This is a genomic window from Pseudomonas sp. B21-032 (assembly GCF_024748965.1).
In the GTDB taxonomy this organism is placed as follows: domain Bacteria; phylum Pseudomonadota; class Gammaproteobacteria; order Pseudomonadales; family Pseudomonadaceae; genus Aquipseudomonas.
In genome coordinates this window covers 5012909-5027805 of record NZ_CP087180.1, presented here as the reverse complement: position 1 = coordinate 5027805, position 14897 = coordinate 5012909, and the positions used below count along the sequence as shown (strand labels likewise).

The window sequence follows — 14897 nt, the reverse complement described above, 5'->3', positions numbered from 1 at the left end:
TCTCATAAGGTTTACGGAATTCGGGTCTTGAGTGGTAGGCCGCACGGGGCGGGCGTTGTGGGCGAGCGCAAGGCAGCTCATAGCACCAGTTGACTCAAGAGGCGGCTCAACAAGCCGAGCGCAACCGTTACGGCCACCACCAGCACAAGGAGCAGCCAGGGCCGGAAAGGCTTGCGCTCGACTTGGTGCTGAGGGGCTTGCAGGTATTCATCGACACGACGCTGGTCATCGGGATTCAGGCGGCTGGTCATGAGGGCCTCGTCAGATAGACGCTTGTGACTGTGGGAAAGCTACAGTGTTCACTGTAGTAGCTTGAAGGTCGCCCATCTTTCAGTCACTTGGCTGTCTTTATAACGAATGATTGCGCTTTGTATCACCGGCGCAGAATTTATGCCATCGGGCTTTGGCAGGGGGCCAGCTCAGAGGCTGATTCCGACATCAAAAACGATGCTGCGCCCCAGATTGCCACGCAAGAAATCCGGCGCATCGGGGTGGGCAAACAACACCCGGGCGAAGGTCGGGCCCACCAGCGACAACGAGCGCCAGCCCTGGCGCAGGTATTCGGTGGGTGGCGGGAAGTGGCTATTGAGGTCGAGCACTTCGCGCTTGAGGCTGGCGAAGGCAATGATGTCCAGCTCGCTCAGGTCGAGGCCGCGTTCTTGATAGTTGTGCGATTTTTTCCGCAGGGTCGGTGCCAGGCGCTGCAGCAGTTCCTGGGCGCTGATCCGCCGTGGCCGGGCTTCGCGGCGCACCAGCTGGCTCAAGGAGAAAGCACTGCGCCGGCGCTGCAGCTCTTCGCGCCACTCGTCGTTCAGGCGCCGGCCCTCATCGAGGACAAAAAATACCTCGAAGGCGGCATCGCGAAACAGCACGTCAGGCGGCTCTTGCCCGGCGGCGGCAAAATCTTCGCTGCGGTAGGGAATATTCAGGCCTTGCAGCAGGCGCTGGCAGACCCAACGCTCACGTTCCCATTTACGGGCATTGGATAGAAACGCATTGGCTTGTTCGGCCTGAATGGTGAGCAGGCGCAAGTAGTCTGAGTCGTCCATGGGCACAAGCTTAGCGTTCAATTGAGCTTTGCAGGAAATGTCTGCAAGGCCATTGCTGCAACGCCGGGCCAGCGCCTAGACTGCGCACCCGTTGTGGGCTCAGTGAATATCAGGGAAGAAACATGAGCGTAGTGAAGATGGGCGGCATATTCGGTTCCGGCACGGTGGTCTGTGCCCTGGTGGTGTACGGCGTGGGCTTTTTGTTCTGGACGCCTACCGTGCCTTACGACACCCCGGATGGCCGCTATGTAGTGCTCAAGGAGGGCGACTCAGCGCCCTACAGCGTCAAACTCATCGACCATCGCGGCGCAGAAGACGAAATCGTGCGCAGCTACGCTGAGTTCAACCCCAAGGTGCTCAGCGTCATGCCCGGCGATTACCGCTTGCGTCTGACCCTGAACGAGTTCGCTTGCTACGGCGCCTGGGCCGATGTGCAGGTGTCGGCGACCACCGTCAGCGTGGTCGAGCTGCAGCGCAACCCGAGTTGCCAGCCAGCAGACTGGCTGGTTGAAGGCGCAGTGTTCCGCCTGTTCGAGGCACCCAAAGCACCGGCGGAGGCTGATCAAGCCAGCCCCGAGGTGTAGACTGCCCCAGGTCTATTGCCTTACTCGCACAAGGGTTATTTGCCGTGATCAGTGCCGCCGTACTTTCCAGCCAGACCCTGACCATCGCCTGGGTCGTCTACGTGCCCGTGCTGTTCTGGGCGGTGGCGCGTACCCGCTGGCTGGAACTGTTCGCCGACAGCCGGCGCCAGCACTTGCTGTTTGGTACGGTGTTCGCCTTGTTTGCCCTGTGGCTGGTACGCCGCGACTTCGACACCGGGGTGTCGTATCACTTTATCGGCATGACCGCCGTCACCCTGCTGCTGGACTGGCCGCTGGCGATTGTCGGTGGCTTGCTGGCGCAGCTCGGCCTGCTGGCGCTGGGGCGTCAGGACCTGGCGGCGATGGGGGTCAATGGCCTGCTGTTGATCGGCCTGCCGGTGCTGGTCACCGAGGTGTGCGCGATCCTGGTGGAGCGAGCCCAGCCGCGCAACCTGTTCGTCTATATCTTCTGTTCAGGCTTTTTTGCCGCGGCGCTGTCGGCACTCTTGTGCCTGCTCGGTGGGCTGGGGTTGCTGTGGATGGACGGGCGGTTCGTCATGCCGGAGTGGATCGAGGACTTTATCGGCTACCTGTGGCTGATCATCTTCCCCGAAGCCTTCATCAACGGCATGGTGGTCAGCGCCCTGGTGGTGTTCTGCCCGGAGTGGCTGGAGACCTTCAACCGGACCCGCTACCTGCAGGCCCCGTGGAAGGATGACGACCCCGAGCGCTGAGGCCTCAGTGACGCGGGTCGAGCTCGCCGGAGAACAGCTCGTCTTCGGCATCCGGAGCGACCGGAATCTTGTGCTCTTCCGAGGCCCAGGCACCCAGGTCGATCAGCTTGCAGCGGTCGGAACAGAACGGCCTAAACGCGCTGGCGGCGCTCCATTCCACAGGGGCGCCACAGGTCGGGCAATCTACGGTCGTTGGTTGGCTCATGCTTGGCCTCCTCGCAAAGTCAGGTAAAAGTGGTGCAGGCGGTCGACCTCCGAATGCAGCCAGGCCAGGTCGCGGTCGTTGACGATCACGTCGTGAGCGTGGCTAAGGCGTTGTTCACGGCTGGCCTGGGCCTTGAGGATGGCCTGCACCTGCTCAGTGCTGGTCTGGTCGCGCAGCAGGGTGCGTTGCACCTGCAGTGCCTGCGGCGCATCGATCACCAGCAGGCGGTCGGTGCGTTTGTACTGGCCAGACTCGACCATCAACGGCGAAACAAACACCGCGTAGGGCGACTCGGCCTTGGCCAGGTAGCTGAAGATCTCCTGGCCGATCAAGGGATGCAGCAGCGCTTCGAGCCACCGCCGCTGCTGCGGGTCGGCGAAGATCAGCTCGCGTAGGGCGGCGCGGTTGAGCTGGCCGTCTTCGAGCAGCACCCCCGGGCCGAAACGCTCGACGATACTCGCCAGCGCCGGGCGGCCCGGCTCGACCACCCAGCGCGCGGCCTGGTCGGCGTCGACCAGGTGCACACCCAGCTCGACAAAGCGCTGCGCGGCGGCGCTCTTGCCACTGCCGATGCCGCCGGTAAGGCCGAGAATCCAGGGGGTGAAAGCAGCGGTGGTCATCAGAATCCGGAATATTTCAGATAGGAAGTGGTTATTTGACCACCCCAGAGCAGCGCGATCCAGCCCGCAATGGCCAGATAGGGACCAAAGGGGATCGGCGTGCTCGCCTGCTTGCGCTGCAGGCGCAGCATAACCAGGCCGATCACCGCCCCCAGCAGCGACGACAACAGCAAGGTCAGCGGCAAAATCTGCCAGCCGCCCCAGGCGCCGAGCATGGCCAGCAACTTGAAATCGCCATAGCCCATGCCCTCTTTGCCGGTGACCAGCTTGAACACCCAGAACACCGACCACAGGCTCAGGTAACCGGCCACCGTGCCCCACAGGGCATCCTCCAGCGGCACGAACAGCTCAAAGGCATTGGCGATCAGCCCCAGCCACAACAACGGCAGCACCAGGGCATCGGGCAACAGATGGTGCTCGATATCGATCAAGCTCATGGCCAGCAGGCCCCAACTCAGCACCATCAACGCCAGGGCCGCGGCGGTAAAACCCAGATGCCAGGCGGCAAACAGCGTCAGCGCCCCGCAGGCAATTTCCACCAGCGGGTAGCGCGGGCTGATGCGCGCCTGGCAAGCGGAACAGCGCCCGCGCAAGGCCAGGTAACTCACCACCGGTATGTTTTCCCACGGGCGAATGCGGTGGGCGCAATGCGGGCATTGCGAGGGCGGTAAAAACAGGTCGAAGCGCGGCGCTTGTGCCTCGCTGGGCAACGCCAGCACCTCACGGGCCTCGGCCTGCCATTGGCGTTCGAGCATGATCGGCAGGCGATGCACCAGCACATTGAGAAAACTGCCGACAATCAGCCCGAGCAACAGGGCGAAGCTCAGGTACATCAGTGGCTGGCTGGCCAGGGTGTTCAACAGGTTCATGGTCAGATCACATTGCCCAGCTGGAAGATTGGCAGGTACATGGCGATCACCAGGCTGCCCACCAGCAACCCCAGGATCAGCACGATCAACGGCTCGAGCATGGCCGTGAGGGTGTCGAGCAGGTGGTCGATGGCCTGTTCATAATGGCTGGCGATCCTGGCGAGCATATCGTCCAGCGTGCCGGCTGTCTCGCCAATGGCGCACATCTGCACCACCAACGGTGGGAACAACCCGCTGGCGCGCAACGCCACGTTCAAGGCCAGGCCACTGGCAAGGTCTTCGCGCACCTTGTGCACCGCCTGCTCATACAACGGATTGCCGCAGGCCCCGGCAACCGGCCCCAGCGCCTCCACCAGCGGCACCCCGGCGGCAAACGAGGTCGACAGGGTACGGGCAAAGCGGGCGAGGGCGGCGTGCCTGAGCAGGCTGCCGAGCACCGGCAAGCGCAGCGCCACGCGCACCAGCCACAAACGCGCCCCAGGCTTGTGCCGATAAGCCCAAACCAGCGCACTGCAAGCGCCGCCAAACGTTATCAACAGCCACCCAAGGTGCGCCCCCAACCACTGCGACAAATTGATCACCTGTTGAGTAAACGCCGGCAGCTCGGCACCAAAACCGCCGAACAACGACTGAAAGCGCGGCACCACCTCCAGCAATAACAACGCCGACACCCCAAAGCCCACCAGCAACACCAGCAGTGGATAGGTCATGGCCTTTTTCAGCCGCATGCGCAGGGCCTGGCGTTGCTCCTGCAGCGCCGCCACCTGGGCCAGCACCGTCTCCAGGCTGCCGGACTGCTCACCGGCATCCACCAGGTTGCAGTACAGCCGATCGAAGTACTGCGGGTGGCGGCGCAGCGCAGTGGCCAGGCTGCTGCCAGCGGCGATATCGGCCTTGATCGCCCCCAGCAGGCTGGCCAGCGCCGGGTTAGTGCTGCTCTGGGCCACTACATCCAACGCCTGCAACAGCGCCACCCCGGCCTTGACCAAGGTGGCCAGCTGGCGGCTGAACTGGCTCAGCGCCTTGCCATCCAGTGGCCGCCGCCATTGCCACAGTGGCTGGCGCACACTGGCGATACGCCCCGGGCGAATCCCGCGTTGGCGCAACTGCGCCCTGATCAACGCCGGGCTGCGCGCCGCACTCTGGCCGCTGATCAAGGCGCCCTGAGCGTTAGTGCCTTGCCAGCTGTACATCCGGTTGCTTTCGGTCATCGCCACATCCTTGTTGCGCTGCCTTACACAAGCCTGGTAACAGCTCCAGGCCCCGAGTGGCGAGCAGGGTTGCCCGCCGCCCACTAGAGTAGTCGAGCCAGAGCGACCGAATGACTGTCACGGGGTGACAAAAGGTGTCTGTTCGGGCCTACTGGCGCGCCTGCTGGCGCCGCACCACTGCGGCCGGCATGAACTGATTTTGTGAGGGAGAGTGTCCATGAAAGGGCAACGCGGTATTACCTTGATCGAACTGATGATCGTGGTGGCGATCATCGGCATTCTGGCGACCATCGCCTTACCGATTTACACCAACAGCCAGGTCCGCACTAAAGCCACGGCGGCCCTGGTAGAAATTTCTGCCCTGAAGACCGCCTTCGACCTGCGCCTGAACGAAGGCAAAGACATCGCCAACGTCGCCGCCCTGGGCGGCCAGGAGCGCACCGCCCACTGCGCCATCGCCGCCAGCGGCACCGCGGCTACGGGCGTGGGCAGCATCGTCTGCACCCTGATCGACGCCCCGGCCATCGCCACCGACAAAACCATCACCCTGACCCGCGCCGCAAGCGGCTGGGCCTGCACCAGCACCCTCAACGAAGACCTCGCCCCGGCAGGCTGCAAAGCCCTCTGAAACAGAAGCAATTGCTGTTAATAAACAGTGATTTGCGTAAGCGATCCGGCAGTGGTAGCGTTATCGCCACGCCGGTGTAGCTCAGTCGGTAGAGCAGCGCACTCGTAACGCGAAGGTCGCAGGTTCGATTCCTGTCTCCGGCACCACATCCAGCTCCATTGCATTCCGCTGAATGCTTTGGAAGTCCTCTAAACCGGCCTTCTAGCCGGTTTTCGTTTCCACGACCCACCGTCGGGAACCATCAAAATCCTCAATAATAGAGGGGGGTTGGGGTACAGCGTCTTTCCTGAATGGAGAACGTACCCCAATGCCACGTTTAGCCACTCCGCTCAGTGATCTCAAATGCCGCACGGCCAAACCGCGTGATCGCACCATCAAGTCATTTCGAAAGCGCCGCAAGCAGTATGAGAGGCAGACCCCCTCTCAAGCCTTTGGATCTAATGCCGATAGTGTCTTATAGCCATCTTCTGGTTGATGGTTAATTGAGGCGTAGGAGATGAGGGATGTCTGAAGGATCTTGGTATTATGCACTGAATGGATCACGTCAGGGGCCGTTCACTGTCGAGCAAATGAGAGCGTTCGTAGCGTCGAGCGCTATTCATGCTGAAACGAAGGTATGGGCAGGAGCGGGGGAGTGGGTCTCCCTGAAAGAAACGGATCTTGCTAGCAGTATCGATCGCCCTGTAGGGCCACCTCCACTTGCGGCCGGTGAAGTAGACAACCGCTTTGTCTGGGGCTTGGTAGGGATTCAACTGGTGGGTGGTGCCATCGAACTCATCTCTGGCATCAGCTTGTGGTGGGTGTTTTTGATCCTCAACGTCGGCCTCTGCGTTGCAGATGAAAAACGCCTGAAAGCTGCCGGCCATTCTGCACCCACAACCTGGTGGGTATTCCTCATTCCGGTGTACCTATGGAAGCGTGCGAACCTTCTGGGGCAGAAAAAAAACTATTTTTATGCATGGGTAGCAGCTTTCGTGGTCTCCCTGCTCCTGGCGGCAGCCGGTGGTGAATCGGCAGTTGAGGAAGCGGCGTGCCCGCTGGTCACTGAGATCATCCATAAGCAGTTTTACCAGTCCTCGTCCTGCGTGGCCGTAACCATCGATGATGAGCCCAAGTCAGGCTTCTATCGAGCCACTGCGCTGCTGGATAACGGAAACGAGATCGACATCACCATCGAAAAGAAAGGTGAGAATATCTTCGTGCGAGTCCCTCAGCAGTAAGCTGAGCAGCAGTTGAAGAAAAGCCCGGTTGCAGTGCCGGGCTTTTCGGGTTCCAGACAGGTTAATGCGGGGGGGGCTTTCCCACCTCTACTGTTGCATCGGAATTTCTGTTGGGACGGTATAGCGCCGCGCAATCCAGCCTTTGAGGATTTCACCTGAAACATCAACGGAAACCCGTATCCATACCTCCTAATCCTCCAGTACCTCAAGAACTGCTCCGATTCTGGGAAACGCTTTAATTTCTGACTTTTCGGCAGGTTGAATCCTGAGATTAACCTTGTCTACGATCAACACTCGGTGACCTAACAGCAAGCTCGCGTGTTCTTGAGGAATTTGAGCAATAGATTCCTTAACCTCTGCTGGGCTTTTCGCAAACCCAACAAATCCCGCATTGTGCAGACTTTGTTGTTTCTGGCTTCACCTGATGTCTTGTTGCCTATCTGCTGGTCCGAGGACTAGTTAGGGACATTCAGGTGGTACCAACGATGAGTTTTGCGGATAATCGAGGTCATGGAATCATGGAGTGTCAGTGTGAAGAAATGGAAATTAGCTTTAGTTGGCGTGGCGTCACTGTTCCTCGCAGCCTGCGAGAAAGCACCCTCTTATGAGTTTGAGGGCACATATTTCATAACTGAAGGTGAAAATTGCACGATTCCGGAAAGTGCGGAAGACAACGAGAATTATTTTTTAGAAATAACCAAGCACGTACACACTGGAAGCGTGTCGTACTCCGCCAAGCTCCCATCAGTTGCAAAAGCCGAAATGCCCATTACTAGCGTGAAAAACGCCTCGCCCACTAAAGACAATGAACTCATGTTCAACTTCACTCACGCCAAAGGCTTCGGCGCCGTGCCAGGGAGCTCAAAGATGAGCTTCGAAATTTCTGTAGTTCCTAATCAGAACAAAGAAAACCATCTCTGGCTAACTAAACAAAAGGCCATCATGGTTCGGGACGAGAAAGTAACCGAGTACGATGTTCTTGATAATTTGAGAAGATTTTTCGAACTCGGGAAGGCCGGCGCTTGCTTGAGAAAGGGGACAGCGACGAGCTGAGTACAACAGGGCGGCGGTGTTGGCGAGGATAACCAGACGCGTTCAACCTCGCCCGCCACCTTTTGGTCATTCGCCAAACAGCGCCTTGGTATATTTTTTGGAGATGATCCCGGATCGCTTCCCGTCCGCGCCGTAGTAGCGATCTTCGCGACATAACCGCTCTTTCACGTCGCAGAATATCCCGTTAACGAAGGTGAATTCGGTCAGGTCTACGTCACTCGATGTGAAGATGTCGGTCGTCGCTGCCTTTTTGCCTAAGTACTTTTCCGTTAGCTCGCGGGAGATGCCTTTGTCATTGGCGCACACGTAACGGTCGCAGAGCACGCCCGACTCTGGCGTTTTCAGTGCGGCTCGCTGTTTGGCCTGTGCGGGCATCACGCCCACGGCCAGCAGCAGCGCCAAAGAGAACAGTAGAGGTGATTTATTCATACTCATTGGGCTTCATTCCGTGGGTTTCAGATTTACGCAAGCCGTGGCGCAGCAGGTTAGCAGACCATACTAAGGCAAAGAGGTTTCTGCGAGACCAGGCGATTCATTTGCCGTCGCCAAATCCTCGATCAATGCCTTCGCCATCCCACTGAGAAAATGAGCCGCACAAGTCATCGCTTCATCTTCTTCAATCATCACGTGATGAGTCAGCTTGCTCACGCAGCCCATCAACAAAGCTGCCTGTTCCAGCACAAATTCCACACTGTGCCCTGGCTCAACCCGAAACAGTCGTTCGGTGGTCTTCCCGCCCGGGCCTTCGCCGAAGGTGCCGACGCCTATCGTTTTCAGAGCTGAAGCATGATCATCGTTCATCCGTACCTCCCAAAGCAGGCAGCCAGCATTGCCCAGGCAACACTGGCGCTCTTCTGAAATTTAACTCAGTGCTTCAACTGAACCTTGCTCAAAGCCACTTCAATCAAGCTTCGGGCGTGTTCGATCTCATGCATGGTCGCCAAGGTCAGTACTTGCTCAGGCGGCCTGGGATGGAGCAGCACTGTCTGCTGAGCAATCGTCAGCGCGCGGACCAAGTATCCAGACGTCTGGACGAGAAGGTCTTCAAGGGATTGGTTGGGATGATGCGGTGGGTCGGGGACGATTTTGAGCATGCAAACCTCTAGAGTCATTGAGGCTGCTACAGACCTGCTGTCAAACAAGTAGGTGGCAGCGGTACGCGGGTTGACAGACCGAGGACTCTAGAAACTCGGCGCACACGAGGTGCCCCACGTACTGCCGCCATAAAGCGTGCACGTGTTCTAGAGATCTGGAGGCCTGTCAAAGCCTGTCGTTAAAGGTCAACGACCGGTCGAGACTAGAGTGAGGCCAATGCCATCGCAATGGTTTACGCGCGGCAAAAGTATGATTGGGAAATGGACTACATGGAATCAGGAAATTCTGAAGATTTCCGCCGTTAAAGTACCGTTCTCGCGACTATTCGTTACAAATCCACGCTCCACGCTGGTGACCCTGCCATCAGCCACGCCATCATAGGAGGTCACCGCAACCTGGCCTGTCCAGGCGCTGCGTTTTATACGAAGGGCAACGAAAGCCCTCTTTTCTGCTGGGGCGATGGATGAAACAAGGGCGAGTGTGGGCGCTGATGTTGATGGTTGCGGTCTTGTCGGGCTGCGCCACGGCGCCGCCGAGGGATCAGAACAATCTGTGCAATATCTACCGCCAGTACCCGGACTGGTACGAAGATTCGCTGAAGATGCAGCAGCAGTTCGGCACGCCGCAACATGTGGCGATGGCGATCATGAAGCAGGAAAGCAGCTTCGTCTCCGATGCGCTGCCGCCCCGCGATTATTTGCTGTGGGTAATTCCGTGGGGGCGGGTGAGTTCGGCCTATGGTTATGCACAGGCCCAGGACCCGGTCTGGGGTGAGTACAAATCCGGCACCGGCAATGGCGGCTCGCGCGATAACTTCGATGACGCGGTGATGTTCATCGGCTGGTACACCGCCGGCACCCAGCGCCAGTTGGGGATTTCCAAGTGGGATACCTACAACCAGTACCTGGCTTATCACGAAGGGCGCGGCGGTTTTAGTCGTGGGACTTATCGCAGCAAGCCGTGGCTGATGCAGGTGGCGCGCAAGGTGGAGGCGCAGTCGCGGGTCTATGGCGCCCAGCTCAAGGCCTGTCGCCAGGAGCTGGAAGATGATCGCGGTTGGTTCTAGACCGTTCGGCGCAGCAGCGGGCGGGTCTTGATCAGGCCCGCTGCAAGGGCCGCCAGAATCAGGGCAATGGCGATGCCTTCGTTGCCGTCGATGTGGTGGCCGAGCATGACGATGGAGCCGGTTATGCCGAATATCGGGATCAGCAACGACAGCGGCGCAACGGTTGAAACCGGGTACTCGCGCAGCAACAGGTTCCAGCCCCAGTAGCAGAAGTGCGTCGCCGCGTAGACCTGGAACACCAGCGATAGCAGGGCGATGCCCTCAAGGTGGCTGGCCAGGGCGGTGAACGGCGCGCTGCCATGGTTGAGCCAGGTGAGCAGCAGCAAGGGGATCGGCGGGAAGAGGCTGGCCCACACCACAAAGGCAAACATCTCACGCACTTTCGAGCGTTTGATGATGACGTTGCCAACGCTCCAGCTGAAGGCGCTGACCAGCAATACGCTGTAGCCCGCGGTCGTCGCCTGGCCGGGGCTGCTGGCGATAATGCAGATCAAACCCAGGGCGGCGAGTACCACGCCAACGCACTGGCCAAGGCTCATGCCTTCGCGAAACAGCAGCACGCCCCAGCCCAAGGTGAAGAAGGCACTGAACTGGATCAGCAGGGCAGCGGTGCCGGGTGGCACGCCCAGGCTGATGCCTAAGTTGATCAGCGCCCACATTGCCACGCCGAAGATCAAACCATAGGCGGCCAGCCAGCCCAGGGCCACGGGCGGGCGTTTGATGAACAACACCCAGGGCAGGGCGGCGAGGCTGAAGCGCAGGGCGGTAAGCAACAGCGGGTCGATCTCGGCCAGGGCCAGTTTGCTGATGGGGAAGTTCAGGCCCCAGACGGCGGTCACCAGCACGGCGAGCAGCAAGTGTTTTGGTTGCATGGTGTTGTTATCCACAGGCGGGCAGGGCGCAACTATGCGCAATGTAAGTTTGGCCCGCTTGCGCTATCGGGTCGCATATCGGTAGATTCGGGCCATGATTGAAATTGACCCGTCTGAACACATTCCCCGCGATGCGGTGGTGACCGCCGTTGATTATGCCGATGGCCATCACTTCGCCTTGCATACCCATCAGCGCGGGCAGTTCGCCTACGCGGCCTGTGGGGTGATCACTGTGTTCACGCGCGAGGGCAACTGGGTGGTGCCACCGCAACGGGCGATCTGGGTGCCGGCGCAGGTGCCCCATGAGATGGTCATGAGCGGGCCGGTGACCATGCTCAACACCTATATCAGCAACGAGGCGGCGGCACGTTTGGCGCTGCCGGGGTTGTGTCAGGTATTCGATGTGTCGGCGTTTTTGCGCCAGTTGCTGATTCAGGCAGCAGACGTGCCGGCGTTGTATGCGCAAGAACAGCGCGACGGTCATTTGATGGCCTTGCTGCTGTACGAAATCGCCAGCATGGCGCCGCTGTCGCTGAATGCCCCGCTGCCGGATGATCCGCGCCTGGCCCAGGCGTGCCAGCGGCTGTTGCAGCAACCCTCGCTTGAGGTGAGCATCGATGACATGGCCCGGCAGGTGGGCCGGAGCCGGCGTACGTTTACCCGGCTGTTTCGTCAGCAAACCGGTATCAGCTATGTTGAATGGCGCCAGCAGGCATGCCTGTTGGCAGCGGTGGTGCGCCTGGGCAATGGCGAGCCGATCACCCGGGTGGCGGTGGACCTGGGCTATAGCAGCCCGAGTGCGTTTACCAGTGTGTTTCGCAAGGTGCTGGGGGCGGCGCCGAGTCGGTATTTCAGCAAGGATGCGCTATGAATCATGGCGCGCATGCACAGCCGCAACGGCGATGCGCCCTACGGTTCATCCGCCGAAGCGATGTCTTTCTGGTGTGAAACGGCTACCGCCATTGCGGTAAGACGCACTGCCGATGACAGGTGTGAAGTGTCGGCGCCTTTGGGGCTTGATGACTTGTTCGCGCTGCTGCTCAGGCCGAGTCGGCGCTTTGTGGTGGATAAGCGGCAGGTTTATGAAGAGCGTATTGCGGGCAAGGCGTGGTTGAGTAAGTGGCCACGGTATAGGAGGGCGCATGAACTACCATTAAAGCCATCGTTCCCCAATAGACGGCGCCAAACAGCATGTTGTAAGCAAGGCAAATATAAAATTTAGAATAGTTAAGATTGGGTCCGGAAAAGTGTCTTTTTAACTGCCGAGTAATGAATAGCCCGGCGCTGGCGATAGAGAAGAATATTAGCATGGTCATTTTTCGCTGAGCTCGTACTCGGGAATTATAACTTTCGTGGATAAGCCAATCCGTGAAATAGGACTAATAGCATCGAAAGCCAGCCTATCAGGGGGTGGTCATCAAGCCGGTAGGTTCTACCATCAAAGTAAACAAATTGCTCATGGTTGATTAGGTGTAGGTAGCAGGCGCTAAAATACACATTGCAGGTTATGCAAATCAGGGTTTTTACCCATCCCAAGTCAGGGCCTGAGAAGAGTTTTTTTAATAACAGTGCTAGGGTAATGCCAAGCGTCGCAAATCCAAGAAAAGCGATAATTATCATTTTTTGAGTTCTTTATAGATCTGCTCGCTGGTACTTAAATCGGTCGCGATCTCAGTAGTTAGTGATAAACCTCCCAGTCTTTTGAATCCGCGCTCATAGTCTGATTTCAAGTATCGAAACAATCGCCAGCTGTCTTTCTTTAGAACGTACCGACTAAGGCCATATACGGAAAGACCTAAATCAACACTGCCATAAGCTATATTGCCCTCCCGGCTCTGATGGCCCAGCATTTTTGCTGCATGCTGGTACCCTTTTCTGACCGGCCCCTGCGTATCGTTTCTGCTCAATAATAAGTTTTGACTGTTTTCATAAATGTTGTTCGCTCCATGGGCCATAAGCGGTACGCCAAACAGTACGCACAGGGTTCCCACCGAGGCGTAGCAAATGCCTCCCCCTGCGGCTACTTGAGCCGTACCCGCTGCCAGGCCCAACCCTTTGTTGAAAATTTCGCCCGACTGCCTAAGCAAACTCCTCTGCTCTTCCTGGATTTCTCTAAGCCCTTCCTCAGGGCTCAAGCGTCGCTGCTCGACATCATCGACCACGCGCTTGGCGTAGTACGCCAGCTCGCGGTTGAATTGCATGCGTACACCATCATCCTGAAGATGTCGGGCACTGATCGAGCAGGCGTAGCTGGTCAGGCGTGCGGCGGCGCTACTGACTTCCCATAGATCGTGTGAGCGCAGTTCAGGTTTTTTCTTCATTCGCTCCATTGCTCGTCCCCCCAAAAGGCATGACCGCTGGTGCCTGCCAGGTGATGAGTCCAGAAAATGTCGCGATAGCGGATGGCAAGGTGTTCCTGGGCATTCATGTCGTGCTGGAGAACCGCGTGGGGTACATCGATTCTCAAATCGACGACCATCCCGCCCCTGAGTTCTATGGTGTAGTACTTCTCATGGTGGCCGCTGGAAGAGATTCGAAAGAAGTTGATCAGGCACTTCAGCTCCTCTCGATTGGCCAGCGCCTGAGCCAGTAACGGTGATGCCTTGTCTATGTTTTTGGTGATGACAATCGGGCGGTGGGTAGCGTTCTGGGTGTTGCCGAGGTTGGAAAGGTTATGACTGTACGCCAGCACCATGATCTCGTCGCAATGCCCGGACTGATACTTGTTGCCCATTGAGTCTGCGGTGGAGCAGCCAGCCGAGATCAACCCTTGCTGCCTGCCGGTGATGGTCATGTATCCATGATTGGCCATAAGCGTTACTCCCTGTAGTCAGAGAGCGCAGCCTAGATTCGAATAAGCAGATGGGTATGTAGGTCGTTTCCGAAAATTGTTGCTTTGGCCTGAAAGATTTACGCCCAGCCAAACAACTCACAAGCATTACCCGTACTCACCTCAGCCAGCCGCTCAACCTCAATCCCCATGATCGCGGCCAGCGCCTGGGCAATCTGCGGCAGGTGCTCCGGGCTGTTGCGCACGCCGGGGAACATCACCGGGGCCATGTCTGGCGCGTCGGTTTCCAGCACCACGCTGTCGAGCGGTAACTGTGGCAGCACCTTGTGCAAGCGCAGCGCCTGCGGCCAGGTCGCGGCGCCGCCGAGGCCGAGTTTGAAGCCGAGCTTGTGGTACTCGCGGGCTTCTTCGACGCTGCCGGCAAAGGCGTGGATGATGCCGCCGCGCTTGAGTTTGTAGCGTTTGAGCGTGGCGATCACCACGGCGTGGCTGCGGCGCACGTGCAGCAGGGCGGGCAGGTTGCAGTCTGCGGCCAGTTGCAGCTGGGCTTCGAACAGCGCTTGCTGGCGTTCGCGGTCGAGTTCGGGCAGGTAGTAATCCAGGCCGAATTCGCCGACTGCGCACAGCTGACGCTCACCTTGCAGGCGGGTCAGCCAATCGCCCAATTCGACAAGGTGCTCGGGGCGGTGCTGGTCTAGGTAGACCGGGTGCAGGCCGAACGCGGCATAAAGTTGCGAGTCGCTGCGCACCAGGTCCCAGACGCGCTGCCAATTATCCTGATGCACCCCCAGCACCACCATGCGCTCGACCCCACCGGCCCGGGCGTTGGCCATTAAGGCCGGGCGGTCGGGGTCGAAGTCTGGAAAGTCCAGGTGGGTGTGGGTGTCGATCAGGCGCATG

General features: G+C 58.8%; 21 protein-coding genes and 1 tRNA gene. 9 read left to right on the top strand and 13 right to left on the bottom strand.

Annotated elements, in window-relative coordinates; genetic code table 11:
* Positions 1-77 precede the first annotated feature (77 nt).
* Positions 78-251, bottom strand: coding sequence for a DUF3094 family protein (locus tag LOY54_RS23180; protein ID WP_045200819.1), 174 nt, complete (start codon positions 249-251; stop codon positions 78-80).
* Positions 252-419: 168 nt separating this feature from the next.
* Complete coding sequence (locus LOY54_RS23175; protein WP_010220617.1) at positions 420-1049, bottom strand: DUF1780 domain-containing protein; 630 nt, start codon at positions 1047-1049, stop codon at positions 420-422.
* A gap of 122 nt (positions 1050-1171) precedes the next feature.
* Between LOY54_RS23175 and LOY54_RS23170 the strand changes: the two genes are divergently transcribed.
* Entirely contained in the window at positions 1172-1633 is a 462-nt protein-coding gene (locus LOY54_RS23170; RefSeq protein WP_213603237.1) for a hypothetical protein, read from the top strand.
* Positions 1634-1677: 44 nt separating this feature from the next.
* A complete protein-coding gene (locus LOY54_RS23165) occupies positions 1678-2367 on the top strand; it encodes an energy-coupling factor ABC transporter permease (protein ID WP_258608069.1) in 690 nt (229 codons plus the stop codon).
* Between the two features lie 4 nt (positions 2368-2371).
* Here LOY54_RS23165 and yacG read toward each other — a convergent pair whose 3' ends face one another.
* Genes yacG through LOY54_RS23145 form a run of 4 tightly spaced genes read right to left on the bottom strand, consistent with a single transcriptional unit; the run spans position 2372 to position 5272 of the window.
* Positions 2372-2572, bottom strand: coding sequence for a DNA gyrase inhibitor YacG (yacG, locus tag LOY54_RS23160; protein ID WP_045200825.1), 201 nt, complete (start codon positions 2570-2572; stop codon positions 2372-2374).
* Positions 2569-3192: a dephospho-CoA kinase gene (gene coaE, locus LOY54_RS23155; protein ID WP_258608067.1), complete on the bottom strand. Its 624-nt coding sequence runs from the start codon at positions 3190-3192 to the stop codon at positions 2569-2571. The genes yacG and coaE overlap by 4 nt, the downstream gene beginning before the upstream one ends.
* Positions 3192-4061, bottom strand: coding sequence for an A24 family peptidase (locus LOY54_RS23150; protein ID WP_258608065.1), 870 nt, complete (start codon positions 4059-4061; stop codon positions 3192-3194). Before LOY54_RS23150 ends, coaE begins: the two co-directional genes overlap by 1 nt.
* A 2-nt stretch (positions 4062-4063) precedes the next feature.
* A complete protein-coding gene (locus tag LOY54_RS23145; protein ID WP_258608063.1) occupies positions 4064-5272 on the bottom strand; it encodes a type II secretion system F family protein in 1209 nt (402 codons plus the stop codon).
* Positions 5273-5489: 217 nt separating this feature from the next.
* Between LOY54_RS23145 and LOY54_RS23140 the strand changes: the two genes are divergently transcribed.
* From LOY54_RS23140 to LOY54_RS23125, 4 genes are all read left to right on the top strand, one after another.
* The gene (locus LOY54_RS23140) at positions 5490-5900 is read left to right on the top strand and encodes a pilin (protein WP_093379440.1); all 411 of its coding nucleotides are present in this window, start codon (positions 5490-5492) and stop codon (positions 5898-5900) included.
* Between the two features lie 70 nt (positions 5901-5970).
* A tRNA-Thr gene (locus tag LOY54_RS23135) sits at positions 5971-6046 on the top strand.
* A 357-nt stretch (positions 6047-6403) separates the two neighbouring features.
* Entirely contained in the window at positions 6404-7120 is a 717-nt protein-coding gene (locus LOY54_RS23130; protein ID WP_258608062.1) for a DUF4339 domain-containing protein, read from the top strand.
* 531 nt (positions 7121-7651) lie between these two features.
* Complete coding sequence (locus LOY54_RS23125) at positions 7652-8173, top strand: hypothetical protein (protein ID WP_258608060.1); 522 nt, start codon at positions 7652-7654, stop codon at positions 8171-8173.
* Positions 8174-8239: 66 nt separating this feature from the next.
* Here the strand turns inward: LOY54_RS23125 and LOY54_RS23120 are convergent, their stop codons facing one another.
* The 3 genes from LOY54_RS23120 to LOY54_RS23110 all read right to left on the bottom strand — a co-directional run bounded on the left by LOY54_RS23120 (position 8240) and on the right by LOY54_RS23110 (position 9267).
* Complete coding sequence (locus LOY54_RS23120) at positions 8240-8608, bottom strand: YcgJ family protein (RefSeq protein WP_258608059.1); 369 nt, start codon at positions 8606-8608, stop codon at positions 8240-8242.
* A 63-nt stretch (positions 8609-8671) separates the two neighbouring features.
* The gene (locus tag LOY54_RS23115) at positions 8672-8974 is read right to left on the bottom strand and encodes a DUF3077 domain-containing protein (protein WP_258608058.1); all 303 of its coding nucleotides are present in this window, start codon (positions 8972-8974) and stop codon (positions 8672-8674) included.
* Between the two features lie 65 nt (positions 8975-9039).
* Positions 9040-9267: a hypothetical protein gene (locus LOY54_RS23110; protein WP_045197124.1), complete on the bottom strand. Its 228-nt coding sequence runs from the start codon at positions 9265-9267 to the stop codon at positions 9040-9042.
* A 464-nt stretch (positions 9268-9731) separates the two neighbouring features.
* On the opposite strand from LOY54_RS23110, the gene LOY54_RS23105 reads away from it, so the two are divergent.
* On the top strand, positions 9732-10334 hold the full coding sequence (locus LOY54_RS23105) for a hypothetical protein (protein WP_045197126.1): 603 nt from the start codon (positions 9732-9734) through the stop codon (positions 10332-10334).
* Here the strand turns inward: LOY54_RS23105 and LOY54_RS23100 are convergent.
* A complete protein-coding gene (locus tag LOY54_RS23100; protein WP_258608057.1) occupies positions 10331-11206 on the bottom strand; it encodes an EamA family transporter in 876 nt (291 codons plus the stop codon). The two genes, LOY54_RS23105 and LOY54_RS23100, sit on opposite strands and share 4 nt — an antisense overlap.
* A gap of 94 nt (positions 11207-11300) precedes the next feature.
* Here LOY54_RS23100 and LOY54_RS23095 point away from each other — a divergent pair, with 94 nt between their 5' ends.
* Positions 11301-12077, top strand: a complete 777-nt coding sequence (locus tag LOY54_RS23095; protein ID WP_258608056.1) for a helix-turn-helix domain-containing protein — start codon at positions 11301-11303, stop codon at positions 12075-12077.
* Between the two features lie 3 nt (positions 12078-12080).
* Positions 12081-12428, top strand: a complete 348-nt coding sequence (locus tag LOY54_RS23090) for a nucleotidyltransferase family protein (protein ID WP_309475656.1) — start codon at positions 12081-12083, stop codon at positions 12426-12428.
* Positions 12429-12822: 394 nt separating this feature from the next.
* Here the strand turns inward: LOY54_RS23090 and LOY54_RS23085 are convergent, their stop codons facing one another.
* The 3 genes from LOY54_RS23085 to LOY54_RS23075 form a co-directional block, all read right to left on the bottom strand.
* Positions 12823-13527 (bottom strand): DUF4225 domain-containing protein, encoded by a 705-nt coding sequence (locus tag LOY54_RS23085; protein ID WP_258608055.1) that lies wholly within the window; start codon positions 13525-13527, stop codon positions 12823-12825.
* Complete coding sequence (locus LOY54_RS23080; RefSeq protein WP_093379509.1) at positions 13524-14018, bottom strand: Hcp family type VI secretion system effector; 495 nt, start codon at positions 14016-14018, stop codon at positions 13524-13526. The genes LOY54_RS23085 and LOY54_RS23080 overlap by 4 nt, the downstream gene beginning before the upstream one ends.
* Positions 14019-14116: 98 nt before the next feature.
* Complete coding sequence (locus tag LOY54_RS23075; protein ID WP_045197135.1) at positions 14117-14896, bottom strand: TatD family hydrolase; 780 nt, start codon at positions 14894-14896, stop codon at positions 14117-14119.
* Position 14897 lies beyond the last annotated feature (1 nt).

Excerpts from the sequence above, each read along its gene's own strand:
- LOY54_RS23115 (WP_258608058.1), bottom strand. The coding sequence starts at position 8,974 with ATGAACGATGATCATGCTTCAGCTCTGAAAACGATAGGCGTCGGCACC.
- LOY54_RS23105 (WP_045197126.1), top strand. The coding sequence starts at position 9,732 with ATGAAACAAGGGCGAGTGTGGGCGCTGATGTTGATGGTTGCGGTCTTG.
- LOY54_RS23080 (WP_093379509.1), bottom strand. The coding sequence starts at position 14,018 with ATGGCCAATCATGGATACATGACCATCACCGGCAGGCAGCAAGGGTTG.
- LOY54_RS23170 (WP_213603237.1), top strand. The coding sequence starts at position 1,172 with ATGAGCGTAGTGAAGATGGGCGGCATATTCGGTTCCGGCACGGTGGTC.
- LOY54_RS23085 (WP_258608055.1), bottom strand. The coding sequence starts at position 13,527 with ATGAAGAAAAAACCTGAACTGCGCTCACACGATCTATGGGAAGTCAGT.
- LOY54_RS23095 (WP_258608056.1), top strand. The coding sequence starts at position 11,301 with ATGATTGAAATTGACCCGTCTGAACACATTCCCCGCGATGCGGTGGTG.
- LOY54_RS23130 (WP_258608062.1), top strand. The coding sequence starts at position 6,404 with ATGTCTGAAGGATCTTGGTATTATGCACTGAATGGATCACGTCAGGGG.
- yacG (WP_045200825.1), bottom strand. The coding sequence starts at position 2,572 with ATGAGCCAACCAACGACCGTAGATTGCCCGACCTGTGGCGCCCCTGTG.
- LOY54_RS23175 (WP_010220617.1), bottom strand. The coding sequence starts at position 1,049 with ATGGACGACTCAGACTACTTGCGCCTGCTCACCATTCAGGCCGAACAA.
- coaE (WP_258608067.1), bottom strand. The coding sequence starts at position 3,192 with ATGACCACCGCTGCTTTCACCCCCTGGATTCTCGGCCTTACCGGCGGC.
- LOY54_RS23090 (WP_309475656.1), top strand. The coding sequence starts at position 12,081 with ATGGCGCGCATGCACAGCCGCAACGGCGATGCGCCCTACGGTTCATCC.
- LOY54_RS23120 (WP_258608059.1), bottom strand. The coding sequence starts at position 8,608 with ATGAGTATGAATAAATCACCTCTACTGTTCTCTTTGGCGCTGCTGCTG.
- LOY54_RS23110 (WP_045197124.1), bottom strand. The coding sequence starts at position 9,267 with ATGCTCAAAATCGTCCCCGACCCACCGCATCATCCCAACCAATCCCTT.
- LOY54_RS23140 (WP_093379440.1), top strand. The coding sequence starts at position 5,490 with ATGAAAGGGCAACGCGGTATTACCTTGATCGAACTGATGATCGTGGTG.
- LOY54_RS23145 (WP_258608063.1), bottom strand. The coding sequence starts at position 5,272 with ATGACCGAAAGCAACCGGATGTACAGCTGGCAAGGCACTAACGCTCAG.
- LOY54_RS23075 (WP_045197135.1), bottom strand. The coding sequence starts at position 14,896 with ATGCGCCTGATCGACACCCACACCCACCTGGACTTTCCAGACTTCGAC.
- LOY54_RS23100 (WP_258608057.1), bottom strand. The coding sequence starts at position 11,206 with ATGCAACCAAAACACTTGCTGCTCGCCGTGCTGGTGACCGCCGTCTGG.
- LOY54_RS23180 (WP_045200819.1), bottom strand. The coding sequence starts at position 251 with ATGACCAGCCGCCTGAATCCCGATGACCAGCGTCGTGTCGATGAATAC.
- LOY54_RS23150 (WP_258608065.1), bottom strand. The coding sequence starts at position 4,061 with ATGAACCTGTTGAACACCCTGGCCAGCCAGCCACTGATGTACCTGAGC.